Source organism: Candidatus Pantoea rara, from assembly GCF_051136265.1.
In the GTDB taxonomy this organism is placed as follows: Bacteria; Pseudomonadota; Gammaproteobacteria; order Enterobacterales; family Enterobacteriaceae; genus Pantoea; species Pantoea rara.
In genome coordinates, this window is the sequence record NZ_CP194942.1 from 3,383,988 (window position 1) to 3,402,748 (window position 18,761).

15 protein-coding genes and 1 other annotated feature are annotated in these 18,761 nt (G+C 57.6%); of the genes, 7 read left to right on the forward strand and 8 right to left on the reverse strand.

Features of this window, described 5'->3' with window-relative positions; translation table 11 throughout:
* Positions 1–2: 2 nt before the first annotated feature.
* From thrB to ACR8BF_RS16110, 4 genes are all read right to left on the reverse strand, one after another.
* Positions 3–932: a homoserine kinase gene (gene thrB / locus ACR8BF_RS16095; RefSeq protein ID WP_313697587.1), complete on the reverse strand. Its 930-nt coding sequence runs from the start codon at positions 930–932 to the stop codon at positions 3–5.
* Between the two features lie 2 nt (positions 933–934).
* A complete protein-coding gene (gene thrA / locus ACR8BF_RS16100) occupies positions 935–3,397 on the reverse strand; it encodes a bifunctional aspartate kinase/homoserine dehydrogenase I (protein ID WP_314985537.1) in 2,463 nt (820 codons plus the stop codon).
* A gap of 26 nt (positions 3,398–3,423) precedes the next feature.
* Positions 3,424–3,542, reverse strand: a sequence feature (Thr leader region).
* Complete coding sequence (gene thrL, locus ACR8BF_RS16105) at positions 3,481–3,549, reverse strand: thr operon leader peptide (RefSeq protein WP_071591720.1); 69 nt, start codon at positions 3,547–3,549, stop codon at positions 3,481–3,483. Its footprint overlaps the feature before it by 62 nt.
* 188 nt (positions 3,550–3,737) lie before the next feature.
* Positions 3,738–4,442 carry a tRNA/rRNA methyltransferase gene (locus ACR8BF_RS16110; protein ID WP_179897576.1) on the reverse strand — a complete coding sequence of 235 codons (705 nt, stop codon included), beginning with the start codon at positions 4,440–4,442 and terminating at the stop codon, positions 3,738–3,740.
* A gap of 611 nt (positions 4,443–5,053) precedes the next feature.
* Between ACR8BF_RS16110 and arcA the strand changes: the two genes are divergently transcribed.
* A complete protein-coding gene (arcA, locus tag ACR8BF_RS16115) occupies positions 5,054–5,770 on the forward strand; it encodes a two-component system response regulator ArcA (RefSeq protein ID WP_090964164.1) in 717 nt (238 codons plus the stop codon).
* Positions 5,771–5,841: 71 nt separating this feature from the next.
* On the opposite strand, the gene creA is transcribed toward arcA, so the two are convergent.
* Positions 5,842–6,315 carry a protein CreA gene (creA, locus tag ACR8BF_RS16120; protein ID WP_090964162.1) on the reverse strand — a complete coding sequence of 158 codons (474 nt, stop codon included), beginning with the start codon at positions 6,313–6,315 and terminating at the stop codon, positions 5,842–5,844.
* Between the two features lie 194 nt (positions 6,316–6,509).
* Between creA and robA the strand changes: the two genes are divergently transcribed.
* Positions 6,510–7,391: an MDR efflux pump AcrAB transcriptional activator RobA gene (gene robA, locus ACR8BF_RS16125; protein WP_179897574.1), complete on the forward strand. Its 882-nt coding sequence runs from the start codon at positions 6,510–6,512 to the stop codon at positions 7,389–7,391.
* A gap of 40 nt (positions 7,392–7,431) precedes the next feature.
* Here the strand turns inward: robA and gpmB are convergent, their stop codons facing one another.
* Entirely contained in the window at positions 7,432–8,079 is a 648-nt protein-coding gene (gpmB, locus tag ACR8BF_RS16130) for a 2,3-diphosphoglycerate-dependent phosphoglycerate mutase GpmB (RefSeq protein ID WP_179897572.1), read from the reverse strand.
* A 129-nt stretch (positions 8,080–8,208) separates the two neighbouring features.
* Between gpmB and yjjX the strand changes: the two genes are divergently transcribed.
* The gene (yjjX, locus tag ACR8BF_RS16135) at positions 8,209–8,727 is read left to right on the forward strand and encodes an inosine/xanthosine triphosphatase (RefSeq protein WP_179897571.1); all 519 of its coding nucleotides are present in this window, start codon (positions 8,209–8,211) and stop codon (positions 8,725–8,727) included.
* On the opposite strand, the gene trpR is transcribed toward yjjX, so the two are convergent.
* Positions 8,728–9,048 (reverse strand): trp operon repressor, encoded by a 321-nt coding sequence (gene trpR / locus ACR8BF_RS16140; RefSeq protein WP_090964153.1) that lies wholly within the window; start codon positions 9,046–9,048, stop codon positions 8,728–8,730.
* A 45-nt stretch (positions 9,049–9,093) separates the two neighbouring features.
* Positions 9,094–11,013, reverse strand: coding sequence for a murein transglycosylase (gene sltY / locus ACR8BF_RS16145; RefSeq protein WP_434745274.1), 1,920 nt, complete (start codon positions 11,011–11,013; stop codon positions 9,094–9,096).
* Between the two features lie 269 nt (positions 11,014–11,282).
* Between sltY and atzF the strand changes: the two genes are divergently transcribed.
* The 4 genes from atzF to urtA are packed head-to-tail and all read left to right on the forward strand — an operon-like array spanning position 11,283 to position 18,706.
* The gene (gene atzF, locus ACR8BF_RS16150) at positions 11,283–13,079 is read left to right on the forward strand and encodes an allophanate hydrolase (RefSeq protein WP_313697598.1); all 1,797 of its coding nucleotides are present in this window, start codon (positions 11,283–11,285) and stop codon (positions 13,077–13,079) included.
* 2 nt (positions 13,080–13,081) lie between these two features.
* The gene (gene uca, locus ACR8BF_RS16155) at positions 13,082–16,699 is read left to right on the forward strand and encodes an urea carboxylase (protein ID WP_434745275.1); all 3,618 of its coding nucleotides are present in this window, start codon (positions 13,082–13,084) and stop codon (positions 16,697–16,699) included.
* Between the two features lie 9 nt (positions 16,700–16,708).
* The gene (locus ACR8BF_RS16160) at positions 16,709–17,410 is read left to right on the forward strand and encodes a GntR family transcriptional regulator (RefSeq protein ID WP_313697602.1); all 702 of its coding nucleotides are present in this window, start codon (positions 16,709–16,711) and stop codon (positions 17,408–17,410) included.
* Positions 17,411–17,437: 27 nt separating this feature from the next.
* The gene (urtA, locus tag ACR8BF_RS16165) at positions 17,438–18,706 is read left to right on the forward strand and encodes an urea ABC transporter substrate-binding protein (RefSeq protein WP_292985665.1); all 1,269 of its coding nucleotides are present in this window, start codon (positions 17,438–17,440) and stop codon (positions 18,704–18,706) included.
* The last annotated feature ends 55 nt before the right edge of the window (positions 18,707–18,761 follow it).

The following is an 18,761-nucleotide window of genomic DNA, read 5'->3' on the forward strand; positions in this document are numbered from 1 at the left end:
CGTTATCCCAATTGTCGTGCGCCAGCCGTGTCGAGGCGGCAGATATGGACGAAGCCTTCATCATTCTGCAGATAGTGCTGGCTCAGCCAGTCAGCCATCCGCTGTGCCGTTTCCATCTGATTGCAAACGGCGAAAAGTGTCGGACCAGAGCCTGAGATACCGCACGCCAGTGCACCAATATCTTTAGCGGCCTGCCGCGCCTCGGCGAAGCCTGGCAGCAGCCGGGTCCGGTAAGGTTCGGCAATCACATCCTGCATAAGTTTAGCTGCCAGCTGCGGCTGACGCGTATGGCAGGCGTGAATGAAGCCGGCCAGCAAGCGGCCATGCTTGATACAGTCCTCTTTGCGGTACTGCGCCGGTAAAATGGCGCGCGCTTCAGCGGTGGACACTTTAATGCCAGGATAGGCCATCACCCACAGCCAGTCATCAAAGCCCGGCACCACCTGGCTTATGATGTCATTCTCCTGCAGCATCAGCTGAATGCCTCCGAGGAAGCAGGGAGCGACATTATCATAATGTACGCTGCCGGAGATCCGCCCTTCCAGCTCGCCCATCAGCGTTAATAGCTTGCTGTCGCTGAGTGGCTTGCCGCAGAATTCGTTCATCGCCATTAAACCGGCCACCACCGAGCAGGCGCTGGAACCCAGACCGGAGCCGATGGGCATATTCTTCTCCAGGGTCATCGCCACCGGGATCTCTTTGCCCACCGTCTCGCAGAAAAGTTGCCAGCACTGATAAACAATATTCTCTTTGGGATCGGCGGGCAGCTTACTGACAAAACGACCGGCGTTGGTCAGTGAAAACTGCTCAGCTGCTTCCACAGAGACACAGTCACCCAGCAGGGAGCCATCTACCGGCGATACCGCCGCGCCCAGCACATCGAAGCCGACGCTGACGTTACCGATCGAGGCTGGTGCGTAAATTTTTACCATGTTTAAACTCCCAACTTCCATGACAGCGTACGCAGCAGATCGGCAAAGACACCGGCCGCTGTGACATCATTTCCTGCACCGTATCCGCGAAGCACCAGCGGAATCGGTTGATAGTAGCGACTGTAAAACGCCAGGGCGTTTTCGCCATTTTTCACTTTATAGAGCGGATCGTTGCCGTCAACGGCGTCGATCTTCACTTTACAGACGCCACCCTCTTCGATCACGCCCACGTAGCGCAGGACTTTGCCCTCATTCTGCGCTTGTGCAACACGGTCGGCAAAGGCGTTGTCCAGCTCGGGCAGACGCTGCATAAACTGCTCAACATCCTGAATTTCGGTCAGGCTGGCGGGCAGCAGCGGTTCGATCTCAATATCACTCAATTCCAGCTGATGACCCGCTTCACGCGCAAGAATGAGCAGCTTACGCGCCACATCGGTGCCAGCCAGATCGTCCCGCGGATCGGGTTCGGTAAAGCCCATCTCACGCGCCATGTTAGTTGCCTGCGACAGCGAAACCCCTTCATCCAGCTTGCCGAAGATAAACGACAGCGAGCCAGAGAGGATACCGGAGAAGCGCAGCAGTTCATCACCCGCGTTCATCAGGTTCTGTAGATTTTCGATGACCGGCAGTCCGGCACCGACGTTGGTATCATAAAGAAATTTACGACGCGATTTGGCCGCGGCGGCGCGCATCTGCTGATAGTAATTCCAGGAGGAGGTGTTGGCCTTTTTGTTCGGCGTTACCACGTGGAAGCCTTCGCTGAGGAAATCCGCATACTGATCGGCAACAGCCTGGCTGGAGGTGCAATCCACAATCACCGGATTGAGCAGATGATACTCTTTCACCAGACGAGTCAGACGGCCCAGATTAAAGGGCTCTTTCGCTTCAGCTAATGCCGACTGCCAGTTGGTTAAATCGATGCCGTGGACGTGGGTTAGCAGCGCATGTGAGTTAGCGATGCCGCACACGCGCAGGTCGATATGCTTTTTCTTCAGCCACGCCTGCTGGCGATGCAACTGATCCAGCAGCGCACCGCCGACACCGCCGACACCAACCACAAACACCTCGATCACCTGATCGGTGGCGAACAGCATCTGATGCACCACGCGCACGCCAGTGATCACTTCGTCATTGTTCACCACGACCGAGATAGAACGCTCTGAAGAGCCCTGCGCAATCGCAACGATGTTGATATTGGCGCGAGCCAGCGCCGAGAAGAATTTCGCCGAGATGCCGCGCAGAGTGCGCATGCCATCGCCTACCACCGAAATCACCGCCAGGTTTTCAATGATATCCAGTGGGTCCAGCAGGCCATCTTTCAGCTCCAGGTAGAACTCTTCTTCCAGCACATGACGTGCCCGCGCCAGCTCGCTCTGCGGCACGCAGAAACTGATGCTGTATTCAGAAGAGGACTGGGTGATCAGCACGACTGAGATGCCGGTGCGCGACATGGCCGCAAAGACTCTCGCCGCCATTCCAACCATCCCTTTCATGCCGGGACCGGAGACGTTCACCATCGCCATGTTATTCAGGTTGGTGATGCCTTTTACCGGGCTTTCATCCTGCTCCCCTTCCGCACCAATCAGGGTGCCGGGCGCCTGTGGATTGGCGGTATTTTTGATCAGGCACGGGATCTGGAACTGGGCAATGGGCGCGATGGTGCGGGGATGCAGCACTTTGGCACCGAAATAGGAGAGTTCCATCGCCTCCTGATAGGACATCGACTTCAGCAGACGCGCATCCGGTACCTGACGCGGATCGCAGGTATAGACGCCATCCACATCAGTCCAGATTTCACAGCAGTCGGCGCGCAGACAGGCGGCCAGCACGGCAGCAGAATAGTCTGAACCGTTACGGCCCAGCACCACCAGTTCGCCACGCTCGTTACCGGCAGTAAAGCCAGCCATCAGGATCATGTTCTGCGGGGGGATCTGGCTCGCTTCAATGCGACGGGTCGATTCGGCGATATCAACCGTGGATTCGAGATAGTGACCAATTGCCAGCAACTTCTCCACCGGGTCGATCACGCTGACTTCATGGCCGCGCGCCTGCAGCAGCGCTTCCATGATCGCAATCGAGAGCTTTTCACCACGACAGATAATCGCTGCGTTGACGCTATCCGGGCACTGTCCCAGCAGGCTGATGCCGTGCAGTACCTGCTTCAGCTGCGCAAACTCAAGATCAACACGGGTTTTGAGTCTGTCAAACTCAAAACCCGGCTGAGCGTCAGCCAGTCCCTGCAGCAGCTCGCTGAAGATGCGTTCAGCGTCGCTGATATTCGGCAGAGCATCCTGACCACTGATGGTTTTTTCAATCATCGCCACCAGATGGTTAGTGATCTTTGCTGGCGCAGAGAGCACGGTTGCAACCTGTCCTTGTTGCGCATTACTTTCCAGAATGTCAGCGACGCGAAGAAAACGTTCCGCATTCGCTACCGAGGTCCCGCCGAATTTCAGCACTCGCATGATATAAACTCTCCTGAATTTAAGCCGAAAAAAAAGCCCGCACTGGTTAGGTGCGGGCTTTTTTTCTGTTTTTCCTGTATGCGTCAGCCCGCACCGTTACCTGTGGTAATGGTGGTGGTAATAATTGTGGTGTTCAGGCTGATTTTACGCATTTAGATTTATTTTCTGTCTGTTTTTGTCTGTCCGTCTTGCCTCCAGAAGTAAAGCAAAGCGCACGTTAAGTCAACCCGATTTGTCCGAAGGACAGTTTTTCACCACTGCGCACAGCCACCGGTGAAATCGTGAAACAGTGTTCGATCGTTTGCGATCCAGAAATTCTCTGCGATCTGTGGCTGTAAAATCAGCTTTTTGCCGAGGATTTATCTGTGAGTTTTTTTTCAATGTCGTGCAGCAGACGATGGAGCATCGCACTGTCGCGCTGTTCAAGCAGGCCTGTCCGCTGGTCGATCCAGTCTGACAGCTTCTCATCATCACTGACCCCCAATTGCGCCAGCAGCTGATGAAAACGCTGACGCAGCGCCTGCAACTGCTGCCCATCGGCAGCCGAGGCAACCGGTGCCTCAACCTGGTTCAGCTTCGACAGCTGGTAGCAGTAAACCATCACCGCCTGACCGAGATTCAGTGAAGGATAGTCATTCGCCATCGGGATGCCGGTCAGCAGGTCGACCTGCTCCAGTTCCTCGTTGGTCAGTCCGCTATCTTCACGGCCAAACACCAGCGCCATGCTGTTGACCCACTGGCGTTTCTCCAGCAGCTGCGTTTCAACCTGCTCCGGTGTAGCGTAGTAGCGAAACTTTGCCCGGCTGCGCGCGGTAGTTGCCACCGAAAAATCGATATCCGCTAACGCGTCAGCCAGGGTGGCAAAGGTCTGAACGTTATCGAGGATCTCACCCGCACCATGCGCCACCCGACGCGCAGCGGGATCCTGCCAGGCATCGCTGGCCACAATACGCAGCTGGCTGAATCCCATCGTTTTCATGGCACGCGCCGCAGCGCCGATATTTTCTGGCCGCGCAGGCGAGACGAGAATCAGGGGAAAAAGCATATATGTGGTCCATTGGTCTATTTAGATAACGTCATATTAACATGGCTGTTAATGATTCCGGTGTCAGAAGCTAATAAGAAAATCGTGTGTTAACGATGTTAAAACCGGTTAAAAGTAGTTGCCTGAATCTTTTTAGCATTGAAACCATGATTATTAAAGAAATCGTTATTTATTCATTTAATTTCAATAAGATAATATGTGATTTCCAGCGGGTTTTATTTTGGCTCGCAAGCGCAATAAATGTAACGAAAATGAAGCTTTTTGTGAGCTAAACAGGCAATCTGCTAGAAGTTTTTCACAAAAGTGTTAACGTGCTACAATTGCATTTGATATAAGTCAACGAAGCGTTGTTTTTATGCTTATCGGTTGTAGTTGGTGCTGTTAGGTTGCTGTTAATACAGTTAGGATATGCGCCATAATCATTAACGCCCGGGGCATGCAATTTTCATCCTGACTGGCTGAGCTAATACTGTTGTTGACGTTGATAGATGGCTTATCAAAATATGATTTCGTACAACGGTTCTGCGCGGCCCACCGCTCTCGATGATGGATAACGCCATACCGCTGTACGCCCTGTTTTCAATTTGTTGGCAAATTTTAGGTAGCTAAACATGCAGACCCCGCACATTCTTATCGTTGAAGACGAACTGGTCACGCGTAATACCCTCAAGAGTATTTTTGAGGCGGAAGGTTATGTGGTGTATGAGGCGACTGATGGTGCTGAAATGCATCAGGTGCTGACTGACAATGACGTTAACCTGGTCATCATGGACATCAACCTGCCCGGTAAAAACGGCCTGTTGCTGGCACGTGAACTGCGTGAGCAGGCCAATGTCGCCCTGATGTTCCTGACCGGCCGTGACAACGAAGTCGATAAAATTCTTGGTCTGGAAATTGGCGCCGACGATTACATCACCAAACCGTTTAATCCGCGTGAGCTGACCATTCGAGCCCGTAACCTGCTGTCGCGCACCATGAATCTGGCGATGCCAGGCGAAGAGCGACGTCAGGTAGAAAGCTACAAATTCAATGGCTGGGAGCTGGATATCAACAGCCGCTCACTGATTAATCCCAACGGCGAACACTACAAACTGCCACGCAGTGAGTTCCGCGCCATGCTGCACTTCTGTGAAAATCCGGGCAAGATTCAGACCCGTGCCGATCTGCTGAAGAAAATGACCGGCCGCGACCTTAAGCCACACGATCGCACCGTCGATGTCACCATCCGTCGTATCCGCAAGCATTTCGAATCCATGCCGGACACGCCAGAAATCATCGCCACCATTCATGGTGAAGGTTATCGTTTCTGCGGCGACCTGCACGAGTAAACGGAGTCAGGCGCAGCCAATAAAAAAACGCCCCTGCGGGCGTTTTTTTTGTGCTCAGTACCATGGCATTATCAGTGCCAGGGCATAATCGGCACGGCGCTGAGCGCGTTTTTCGGTGAGCCATCGACCACTTTATCGGAGTAGGTCAGGTAAACCAGGGCGTTGCGCTTTTTGTCGAAGAAGCGTACAACCTGCAGCTTCTTGAAAATCAGAGAGGTGCGCTGGCGGAATACCACCTCACCCTCCGCTTTGCCCTGCGCAATTTTATCACTCAGTTCGACCGGACCCACCTGCTGGCAGGAAATCGCGGCATCAGAGGTATCCTCTGCCAGACCCAGTCCGCCTTTAATACCTCCGGTTTTCGCCCGGCTGATATAACAGGTTACATTTTTAACGTCCGGGTCATCGAAAGCTTCAACAACAATCTTATGGTCAGGCCCGAATATCTTGAACACCGTATCAACAGAGCCAATCTGTTCGGCAAAAAGTGGGCTGGAAAAGGTCAGCGTGGTCAGCGCAGCGATCATAAGTCGGGATATTGTCATGGAGTTACCATTGCAAATGGAATAGATGAGAATGTAATGTACTGTTAATCGATACAATGACCAAACCAAAACGGGTTTTAGCCCGTACTGATTTAGCACAATCTTCCCCGAGAAACGGCCCACGTCTTTTGAGCAATGAGTGCTAATATTCTTCGAATGCTTTTAGCTGTACCACCAGAGTATGAGGATGTTTTATGGACCAAGCCGGTATCATTCGCGATTTGCTTGTCTGGCTGGAGAGCCATCTGGATCAACCCCTTTCGCTGGACAATGTTGCCCAGAAAGCGGGTTACTCTAAATGGCATTTACAGAGGATGTTCAAAGACGTGACCGGACACGCAATCGGCGCCTATATCCGTGCCCGTCGTCTGTCTAAAGCCGCCGTGGCGCTGCGCCTGACCAGCCGTCCGATTCTGGATATCGCGCTGCAGTATCGTTTTGATTCACAACAGACTTTTACTCGCGCATTCAAGAAACAGTTTGCTCAGACACCGGCCTGGTATCGTCGTTCTTCCGAATGGAACTCATTCGGTATTCGTCCCCCGATTCGCCTGGACGATGAGACACAGCCGGAACCGGCTTTTGTCACTTTGCCGGAAACGGTGCTGGTGGGACAAACCCAGAACTACACCTGTATTCTGGAGCAGATTTCCAGCTACCGCGACGAGATGCGAATACACTTCTGGAAGCAGTTCCTGCTGGAAACGGACACGATTCCGCCGGTGCTCTATGGCCTGCATCAGGTGCGAGCCAGCCAGGAAAAAGATGACGAGCAGGAGATTCTTTACACCACTGCGGTGCCAGCTGACAGCGCGGTGAACCTGCATTCCGGCCAGAAGGTTATTCTGGAAGCGGGCGACTATGTGCAGTTCACGTTTAATGGTCCGCGCGTCAATCTCCAGGAATTTATCCTGTTACTTTATGGCACCTGCATGCCAACGCTGGGGCTGACCCGTCGTGCGGGACAGGATATCGAACGCTTTTATACCCATGGTGGTAAAAAGCGCAATGAGCCACCGACTGAGATCCGTTGCGAATATCTGATTCCTATTCGCCGCCAGACCGAAGCCAGCTAAGTTTAAGGCTGTCGTCATCGCGACGGCAGCCTTAACGCAATCAGCGCTGCAGCTCGTCGAGCGCAGGCGCATCCAGATGAGAAATATCCCCCGCCGTCTCCACAATCCAGCCTTCAGCCAGCCAGGCGCTCTGCTGATAATCCACACGTGAAATCGAACAGTTGCGCAGACGCAGGCGACGTTCCGCATAGGCGGGCAGACCGAGAATCGTACTGACCAGCGACCCCAGCGCCATACCGTGACTGACCAGCAGCGGGCGGCTTCCGGCAGGCAGATCGAGACAGGCATTCAGCGCGGCGTGCATGCGTGTCGCCATCTCCGTCATCGACTCCCCTTCAGGGATACGGCCGCCTTCGGTGCCGTTGACCAGCGTGGCGCGCCACTGCTCTTCTTCAGCGGTCAGGCCATCCAGCGGGCGCTTTTCCAGCACACCCATATTCAGCTCGCGCAACCGCGCATCAAGCGTCACTGAGCAACCGCAGGCATCCGCGATAATCTCGGCGGTGCGGCGTGTGCGCCCCAGATCGCTGGCAATAATATGCGTGATGCCCAGATGCTTCACGCGCTCACCCACCTGCCAGGCTTGTTGCTCACCTTTTTCCGTCAGCGGACTGTCGGACTGACCCTGAATGCGGCGTTCCGCATTCCATACCGTTTCACCGTGACGAACAAGATAGACCTGTAACATGTTAGTTTCCGTTATACTGCGACAAAAATCGCTTTAGACACTGTCCCATCAGGCGTCCTTGTTGCAGGCATTCCGGACACAGACAGCGCGATGGGCCAGGCATTTAATCACCTGAGGGTTCAATCAATTATGTACCATGTTGTCGCAGCCACAACCAACCCAGCGAAGATTAACGCGATTGCTCAGGCTTTCAGCGACGTTTTCGGCGAGGGATCCTGCCATATTGAAGGGGTCGAGGTCGATAGCGGCGTTGCAGCACAACCGTTAACCCATCTCGAAACGCGAACTGGCGCACGTCAGCGCGTGATGAATGCCCGCCAGGTCCGGCCTGAAGCGGCATTCTGGGTGGCCATTGAGGCGGGCATCGAAGATGACAGCGCGTTTGCCTGGATGGTGGTGGAAAATCAGAAGCAGCGCGGTGAATCGCGATCGGCCAGCTTTACCCTGCCGCCGGTGGTGCTGGCGGGTCTGCGTGAAGGCCGCGAACTCGGCGAAGAAATGGCGCGATTAACCGGCATCGACAATATCAAACAGAAGGGTGGCGCAATCGGCGCGTTCACGAACGGCCTGCTCAGCCGCTCCAGTGTCTATCATCAGGCACTGATCCTGGCGCTCTGCCCGTTCGTCCATCCGCTCTATCAGCAGTAATCAGGCGCGTCTAAGACGCGCTTCCAGCCAGCGTTTCAGCTCCGGCGGCGCCTCTTTCAGGCTATTAGACCCACGGGTAATCGTCGCGATGCCGACGCCGAGCTCATTTTTCAGCTCGCGCTGGCTCATTTCGCCATTCATTAACTCTTCGATAATCCGCAGACGGGTGCCGAATGCTTCCCGCTCATCGGGCGTCATCATCAGTTGCATCAGGGGCAGTGCATGGCCATCAGCAAAGGCCTGCTGCATCAGCACGACAAAGCGCTGCCAGCTATCTTCTGCCGGATGCGCATCGGTAGAGGGGGAATCAGAATGGGTCATGAAGAGGCTTCCGTACTCACTAAAGAGTACGGAAGCTTAGCACAGCTAGTAACGGCGATTCCACTCAGCATCTGACAGGATCTTGTCAGGCTTGCCCATGAAATGACGATAGTAGGCGTCATACGCCAGCACACTCTTCACGTAGCCGCGCGTTTCAGAGAACGGAATGGTCTCAATAAATGCCACGGCATCGAGATTGCCCGCACTGGTTTTCAGCCAGCTTCGTACCCGGCCAGGACCAGCGTTGTAGGCCGCAGAAGCGAAAATCCGGTTCTGGTTAAACTGCTGATAGACATATTCCAGATACTGGGTGCCGATCTGGATATTGGTTTCCGGATCAAGCAGCTGGCTGGTATTGCTGTAGCCAGGAATGTTGTACATCTTCACGGTATGCGCCGCCGTGGCAGGCATAATCTGCATCAGACCACTGGCACCGACCGGCGAACGCGCTTTCGGGTTCCAGGCGCTCTCCTGACGCGAAATCGCCATCGCATAGCTTGGCGGAATCTGCTTCACCTCGGTGTTGCGCTCATACACGCTCTGCCACGCCAGCGGGAAACGCTCTTTCAGGCTGTCCCACATTTTGGCGGTGATCGTCGCCTGCACACTAAGATCCCACCAGTCCTGCTCATTGGCGTAACGCGCCAGCATCTGCTGCTGCGTATGCGTACGGCTGCCGATCAGATTGCTCCATTCGCTGCGTGCCAGGTTATCCAGCCCCCAGTACATCAGCTCGCGGACGCGGGCCAGTTCCGGTCCCTGGATGGTGGCGCTGTCAGGCTTCGGCGCTTCATCAATCTGCAACGGGTAGTCAACGCCAAGCCGCTGGGCCGCCACCATCGGATAGAAGCCGCGCGCCTTCATCAGCTTGCGCAGGATCTCTTCGGCTTCCTCTTTACGATCTTTCTCAAACAGCAGATCGGCCTGCCAGTACTGCCACTCATCTTTCTCTTTGGCTTCCAGCGGCAGACGGGCGATCCAGGTGTTCAGGCCGCGTCGGTCATGCTGAGAGAGCGCCAGCCGCACCCGGCGTTCCACCAGCGCGGTAGACTCGCTGTTCATCACTACTGCATCGCGCCAGCGTGCCTGCTCAGAGGTGAGATCGCTGCCCATCATGCGCCAGACCACAATCTCCTTCAGCGCCTGCTCATCTTCCGGTCCCATTTTCTGGGCACGGACCAGAATCGGAATCAGGCTGCGGGCATTTTCCATGTCCTGCCGCGCCACACGCGTAAAGGCGTAAATGGTGGCCTGACGGGTAAAGTCGGTTGGCCCGACGGCGCTGGCGAACGAGCTGACCGTTAACGGGTCCTGCTGCAGAGTCTGTATCGCGTCAGACATGGTCTGATAATCGGCAGGCAGCGTCTTCGCCAGATAGCTCACCAGGCTGTCGTTACCGGCTTTCATCGCCAGACGGATACGTTCCAGGATAGTAATAGGCGAAATCTGACCGGACGCCTGCCAGACCGAGAAGAGCTTATCGCAGTCCGCAGGCAGCGCCGTGCCGCGCAGCCAGATCTGTTTCGCGCCATCAAATGCGGCCTGCTGCTGCCCGGTGGCCCATTTGGCGTAATACCAGTTGCAGCGTGCCTGCACCGGCTTGGGTTCGGACGGGCTGAAGTTCAGCACGCCCTGCCAGTCCTGTCGGTAAGCCAGCACATTGATAAAGCGGGTGCTGAGCGATCGCGCGGGAGGCAACGTCGGATACTGGCGAATAAAGTTCTGCACGGCCAGGGTGGTCTCCTGATCGAGATCCTGGGCCAGCAGGCGATATTGCAGATAAGGATAGAGCGGGTAGTCCTGTAGCGTCGGCAACAGCTGATCCACGGTGGCCATCTGGTTACTGTCCCAGGCCTGTTTAATTTGTTGATAACGTTGCCGTTGTTGATCAAGCGAATCGGCCCATGCGCTGCTGGCCGTTCCGGCCAGGCAGATCCCTATCATCCAGTTACGCCACTTCACCACGTAAATCTCCTCTGTTGCTGGGGCCGGCGAGTTGCCAGACAGTCTTCATGCTAACCAGGCCACCGGACTCTTGCCATGTTCTTCACAAAATTTACGCACACAGACATTAAACGCACCGTCATCGCTCAGCGTGCGCGCCGTGATTGTGCAAATTATCATCACAAAATCTTATCACCGACCCTATTAAACTGTTGAATCATCGCGTTAAAAAAGTGGCACAGCCTTTGCTCTGTTGAATTCCATCTTGTATACCAGCTGGAATTCTTCTTATGACTTCAACTATCGGCCTGACGCTTACCGCCTGGCAGCAGCGCTATCAGCAGGCTCCGCAACAGATTAGCGCGCTGCTGAGCGCACACCTGGCGGCTCTCGATAGCCGTGATAATGCCTGGATCTATTTGCCGACGCCGGAACAGTTAGCCGCTCAGATTGAACCGCTGCTGGCGCACTATCAGCGTGATCCCGGCTCACTGCCGCTGTTTGGTATCCCTTTTGCCGTTAAAGACAATATTGATGTGGCGGGCTGGCCAACCAGCGCCGCCTGCCCCGCCTTTACCTACGCCGCCAGCGAAGATGCGGTCGCTGTCGCCCGGCTGAAAGCCGCTGGCGCAGTCGTCATCGGTAAAACCAACCTCGATCAGTTCGCGACCGGTCTGGTCGGCACCCGCTCGCCCTATGGCGCGGTCAGTAATACCTTTGACGCTGATTACGTCAGCGGTGGCTCCAGCTCCGGCTCGGCATCCGTGCTGGCGCGCGGACTGGTTGCCTTTTCACTGGGCACCGATACCGCCGGTTCGGGCCGCGTGCCGGCGGGGTTTAATAATATTGTCGGACTGAAGCCGACCAAGGGCTGGTTCTCTGCACGCGGCGTGGTGCCCGCCTGTCGCCTGAACGACACCATTTCGGTGTTTGCGCTGACGGCAGAAGATGCGTTTAGCGTCGCCACTATCATGGGGGGCTACGATGCCGGTGATGCCTATTCGCGCATCAATCCGCGCACCGCTCCGGCCAGCCTGCCGGTTCATCCCCATTTTGCTGTTCCGGCTAACCCGGATTTTTTTGATGATGCTGCCGCCGAAGCCGCCTGGGATCAGGCACTTGAAGCATTGCAGGCGGGCGGCGCGACGCTGCACCCCATCGACTTCACCCCGTTCCGGCAGCTGGCTGAACAACTCTATTACGGCGCCTGGGTCGCCGAGCGTACAGCGGCGGTGGGCGGGATGCTCGATCGTCCGGCGGAAATGGACCCGGTGGTGCACGCGATCGTCGCCAGCGGCCTGAAGTACAGCGCGGTCGATGCCTTTAAAGCCGAGTATCTGCGGGCCGAACTGACGCGTCAGATTCAGGAGACGCTGGCACAGTTTGATGCGCTGGTGGTGCCGACCTCGCCCACTATTCATACCCTGGAGGAGATGAAGCAGGAGCCGATTCACTTCAATTCACAGTTCGGTACCTACACCAACTTCACTAACCTCGCCGATCTCTCTGCCCTGGCGCTGCCCGCACCGTTCCGCAACGACGATCTCCCGGCAGGCATCACGCTGATTGCACCTGCGTGGCACGATCGGGCGCTGGCGGAATTTGGCCTTCGCTGGCAGCAACAGCTCGCTCTGCCGCTGGGCGCGACCGGCCAGCCATGCCCGACCCGACGCGCCACGCTGCCCGCCTCACCCGACCACGTCCGGCTGGCGGTGGTGGGCGCCCATCTCACTGGCATGCCGCTTAATTTCCAGCTCACCGAACGCAATGCCGTCTGGGTGGAGGAGACACAGACCGCACCACACTATCGCCTGTTCGCTCTGCTGGAGGGCGCGATCAAAAAACCGGGCCTGATGCGTGATGATCAGGGCGCCGCGATCACCGTGGAGCTGTGGGATATTCCGCTGGCCCGCTTTGGCGAGTTTGTGGCGGAGATCCCCGCGCCGCTGGGCATCGGCAGTCTGACACTGAACGATGGCCGGGTTGTTAAAGGCTTTATCTGCGAAGGCTCGGCGCTGAAAACCGCGCTGGAAATCACTGAGACGGGCGGCTGGCGCAACTGGCTGGCATCACAGGGGAGTCACTGATCATGTTCACCACCGTACTGATTGCCAACCGCGGCGAAATTGCCTGCCGCGCCATCCGGACCCTGAAGCGCCTCGGCGTGAAAAGCGTCGCGGTCTACTCTGACGCTGACCGCAACGCGCAGCACGTTAAGCAGGCGGATATGGCTATCGCGCTGGGCGGCGAGAAAGCCAGCGACAGCTATCTGCGCATCGACAAAATTCTGGCGGCGGCTCAGCAGAGCGGTGCGCAGGCGATCTGGCCAGGCTACGGGTTTCTTTCCGAAAGCCAGCCGTTTGCCGAAGCCTGCGACGCGGCGGGCATCGCCTTTGTCGGCCCTACCGCGCAGCAGATTGGTGAGTTCGGCCTTAAGCACCGCGCCCGTGAGCTGGCCGCCAGCGCGGGTGTCCCGATGACGCCAGGCACACCACTGCTCGCCTCGCTGGAAGAGGCCATGCAGGCAGCCGATAAAATTGGTTATCCGGTGATGCTGAAAAGCACGGCGGGCGGCGGCGGCATTGGCCTGACCCGCTGCGCCGACGCCGATGCGCTTGCCAGCGCCTGGGAGAGCGTGCGTCGTCTTGGCGAGCAATTTTTCAGTGATGCAGGCGTATTTCTGGAACGCTGTATCGATCGTGCCCGCCACGTTGAAGTCCAGATTTTTGGGGACGGCAAAGGCACCGTGGTGGCGCTGGGCGAACGCGACTGCTCACTGCAGCGCCGTAATCAGAAGGTGGTGGAAGAGACCCCCGCGCCAGGCCTGTCTCAGGCAACGCGTGACGCCCTGCTCGCCTCGGCAGTGCGGCTGGGCGAGCGGGTAAACTACCGCAGCGCAGGCACCGTGGAGTATATCTACGACGTCAGCCAGCAGGCCTTTTACTTTCTGGAAGTGAACACCCGCCTGCAGGTAGAGCATCCGGTTACCGAATGCGTCACAGGACTCGATCTGGTGGAGTGCATGTTGCAGGTGGCGGCGGGCGATGTGGTGGACTGGTCACGTCTGCAGCAGGCGCCGCAGGGCGCGGCCATTGAAGTGCGGCTCTACGCAGAAGATCCACTGAAGAACTTTCAGCCCAGCCCCGGCCTGTTAACCGGCGTCACCTTCCCTGACGGCGTGCGGGTCGACAGCGGGATTGAGACCGGCAGCGAAGTCTCCAGCTTCTACGACCCGATGATCGCCAAGCTGATTGTGCATGCTGACACGCGCGATGCAGCGCTGGAAAAACTTCATCATGCGCTCGATGCGACGCAGCTGCATGGCATCGCCACCAACCTCGACTATCTGCGCCAGATCACCCGCAGCGACGCCTTTCGCAGCGGCAACGTCTGGACGCGCTATCTCGACAGCGTTGTCCCTGCCGCCTCTGTGGTGGAAGTGCTGCAACCCGGCACCTTCAGTTCGGTGCAGGACTATCCTGGCCGCCTCGGCTACTGGGATATCGGCGTGCCGCCTTCCGGCCCGATGGATGACTTCGCGTTCCGACTGGCTAACCGCATCGTGGGTAACCATGAGGCGGCAGCAGGCCTGGAGTTTACCCTTCAGGGGCCGACGCTGCGTTTCCACTGTGATGCCATTCTGGCGCTGACCGGTGCGGACTGCGACGCCCGGCTTGATGGCGAACCGGTCAGCGCCTGGCAGCCGCTGACAGTGAAAGCGGGACAGACCCTGGCGCTGGGACGCGCCCGGCAGGGCTGTCGCAGCTATCTGGCAGTGCGCAACGGCTTCGACGTGCCGGAATATCTGGGCAGCCGCAGCACCTTCTCACTGGGCCAGTTTGGCGGTCACGCCGGACGCACGCTGCGGGTGGCCGATATGCTGGCAATCTCCCGGCCTGAACGGGCAGCCTGCACCACGCCAGCCCCGGTCAGCGACCCGCAGCCGCTTGATGCAGCACTGATTCCCCACTACGGCAGCGAATGGCGCATCGGCGTACTTTATGGCCCACACGGCGCACCGGATTTCTTCACCCAGGCTGCCATCGACGAATTCTTTGCCAGCGACTGGCAGGTGCACTACAACTCCAACCGCCTCGGCGTGCGTCTGGTGGGGCCGAAACCGACCTGGGCGCGCGCCAATGGGGGCGAAGCGGGCCTGCATCCTTCTAACGTTCACGACTGCGAATATGCCATTGGCGCGGTCAACTTTACCGGCGACTTCCCGGTCATCCTGACGCACGACGGCCCGAGCCTGGGTGGCTTCGTCTGTCCGGTGACCATCGCCAAAGCCGAGCTGTGGAAAGTGGGCCAGGTCAAACCTGGCGACACCATCCGCTTCCACCCGATTACTGCCGACGATGCGCTGGCGCGGCAAAAAGCGCAGATGCACCTGATTGACACTCTGCGGCCGGAACATCCACCGACCTTTGCCGTGCCGTCGCTGGCCGAAACCGCCCACGGTTCCGCCACAGTTCTGGCCGCCATTGAGGCCACCGGCAGCACGCCGAAAGTGGTCTATCGCCAGGCGGGCGACAACTATGTGCTGATTGAGTATGGCGACAACGTGCTGGACCTGGCGCTGCGTCTGCGCGTGCACCTGCTGATGAATGCGCTGACGGCGCAGGCGGAGCCAGGCGTTGAGGAGCTGTCGCCGGGCGTGCGCTCACTGCAGGTACGCTATGACAGCCGCATCATCCAGCAGTCATCGCTGATGTCGCTGCTGCTGGCGCTGGAAGCGACGCTGGGCGATGTCAGCCAGCTGAAAGTCCCGTCGCGCGTGGTGTGGATGCCGATGGCATTTGAAGACAGCGCCACACTGGGAGCCGTCAGCCGCTATCAGGAGACGGTGCGGTCCAGCGCGCCCTGGCTGCCGAACAACGTGGACTTTATTCAGCGTATTAATGGCCTGAGCAGCCGCGAACAGGTACGAGACACCCTGTTCGACGCCAGCTATCTGGTGCTGGGGTTGGGCGACGTTTACCTCGGCGCGCCCTGCGCCGTACCGATCGATCCGCGCCATCGCCTGCTGAGTTCCAAATACAGTCCGGCACGCACCTTTACCGCTGAAGGTACGGTCGGGATTGGCGGCATGTACATGTGCATCTACGGCATGGATTCGCCTGGCGGCTATCAGCTGGTAGGCCGCACGCTGCCCATCTGGAACACCTTCCTGAAAAACCCGCAGTTTGCGGCCGATGCGCCGTGGCTGCTGCGCTTCTTCGATCAGGTGCGCTTTTATCCGGTGAGTGAAACTGAACTGAACCAGCTGCGCGAAGATTTCCGTGAAGGCCGCGCCAGCCTGCGAATTGAAGAGACACAGTTTGATTTTGCCGCCCACCAGCAGTTTCTCGCCGACCACGCCGCTGAGATTGCGGACTTCCGCCAGCGCCAGGCGACCGCCTTTGAACAGGAAGTGCAGTTATGGGCGCAGGAAGAACAGAACGCACCAGCGGCAGATGAAGCCCCAGCCAGCGCCAGCGAAGAGGATGAAGGCGGGCTGGCGGTGCAGGCCGATCTCAATGGCAACATCTGGAAAGTGCTGGTACAGCCGGGCGACGAGGTCAGCGCCGGACAGACACTGATTATCGTCGAGGCGATGAAAATGGAGCTGGCGATTGTCGCCCCGCAGGCCGGTCGGGTGACGCGGATCGCCTGCCAGGCGGGCCGTCCGGTCAGCCCTGGCGATAACCTGCTGTGGCTGGAATAGGGAGTGCCAATGACAACTCAACCTCACTCCCCTAAAGCGCGCCCGGAAGCGCTGGCTGAACGGGTCTATCAGGCGCTGAAGGCCGATATTTTCGCCTTTCGCCTGATGCCGGGCGATCGCTTCAGCGAGAGCGAAATCGCCGGACGGATGGCGGTCAGCCGCACGCCGGTGCGCCAGGCATTGTTCCGGCTGGAGCGCGAAGGCTTTGTCGACGTGTGGTTCCGCAGCGGCTGGCAGATCAAAAACTTCGATTTTGCCTGGTTCGAATCGCTGTATGACCTGCGCACGGTGCTGGAGTGCGAGGCGGTAAAACGCCTCTGCGCCCTGCCCGCACCGCAGTGTGCCGCGCTGTTACACGAACTCAACCAGTTCTGGTGTGACGCGGAGGCGCTCACCGAGGGTCTGGTGGTGTCGCAGCATGACGAAGCGTTTCACATGACGCTGGTCGCGGCAGCGGGTAACCCGGAGATGGCGCGCATCCACGCCGAACTCACCGAGAAGATCCGCATCATCCGTCGGCTCGACTTCACCCGCGATGACCGTATCTGTGCGACTTATCAGGAACATGCTCAGATTTTACAGGCGATCTTTCAGCAGCAGACCGGCGAGGCGCAACGCATCCTGACCGATCACATCGCCGTCAGTAAGGCGGAGGTCAGGAAGATCACCCTGCACCGCCTCCAGCAGGCCCGGCTCCAGCTCACCGAATAACATAACAACCACTCAGGGGTTTAAATGATGAAAAGACGTTCGTTGATCAAGGCTTTCGCCCTCTCCGCTACCGTTGTCAGTATGGGTTTCGCCTGGAGTGCGCAGGCGGCTGACACCATCAAAGTGGGGATCATGCATTCGCTCTCCGGCACCATGGCGATTTCTGAAACGCCGCTGAAAGATGTGGCGCTGATGACCATTGATGAGATCAACGCCAAAGGGGGCGTGCTGGGGAAAAAGCTGGAGCCGGTGGTGGTCGACCCCGCCTCTAACTGGCCGCTGTTTGCCGAGAAAGCGCGGCAGCTGCTGACGCAGGATAAAGCGGCGGTGGTGTTTGGTTGCTGGACCTCGGTGTCACGCAAATCGGTGCTGCCGGTGTTTGAAGAGCTGAACGGCTTGCTGTTCTATCCGGTGCAGTATGAAGGGGAAGAGATGTCACCCAACGTCTTTTACACCGGCGCTGCGCCTAACCAGCAGGCGATTCCGGCAGTGGAGTATCTGATGAGCGAAGATGGCGGCAGCGCGAAACGCTTCTTCCTGCTGGGCACCGACTATGTCTATCCGCGCACGACCAATAAGATCCTGCGCGCCTTCCTGCACAGCAAAGGCGTGGCGGACAAAGATATCGAAGAAGTCTACACGCCGTTTGGCTACAGCGACTATCAGACCATTGTTTCCAACATCAAAAAATTCGCGGCCGGCGGCAAAACCGCCGTGGTTTCGACTATCAACGGCGACTCCAACGTGCCGTTCTACAAAGAGCTGGCTAACCAGGGTATCAAAGCCACTGACATTCCGGTGGTCGCCTTCTCGGTGGGCGAAGAGGAGCTACGCGGCATCGACACCAAACCGCTGGTGGGTCAGTTAGCCGCCTGGAACTATTTCGAGTCGATCGATAATCCCACCAACGCGAAATTCGTCGCCGACTACCGCGCTTACGCCAAAGCACACAACCTGCCGAACGCCGCCACCGTCGTCACCAACGACCCGATGGAAGCGACCTATGTGGGCATCCATATGTGGGCGCAGGCCGTGGAAAAAGCGGGCACGACGGACGCAGACAAAGTGCGGGCGGCCATGGCCGGTCAGACCTTTAAAGCGCCGGATGGCTTTACCCTGACCATGGACCAGACCAACCACCATCTGCATAAACCGGTCATGATTGGTGAAGTGGAAGAGAACGGCCAGTTCAGCGTGGTGTGGCAGACCGATAAGCCAGTGCGTGCGCAGCCCTGGAGCCCGTACATTGCCGGTAACGACAAGAAGCCTGATCACCCGGTGAAGACCGCGCAGTAATCGCGCGTTGCTGATGGACAGACAGCGTCACCCGCTGTGAAGCGCAGCACGGCAG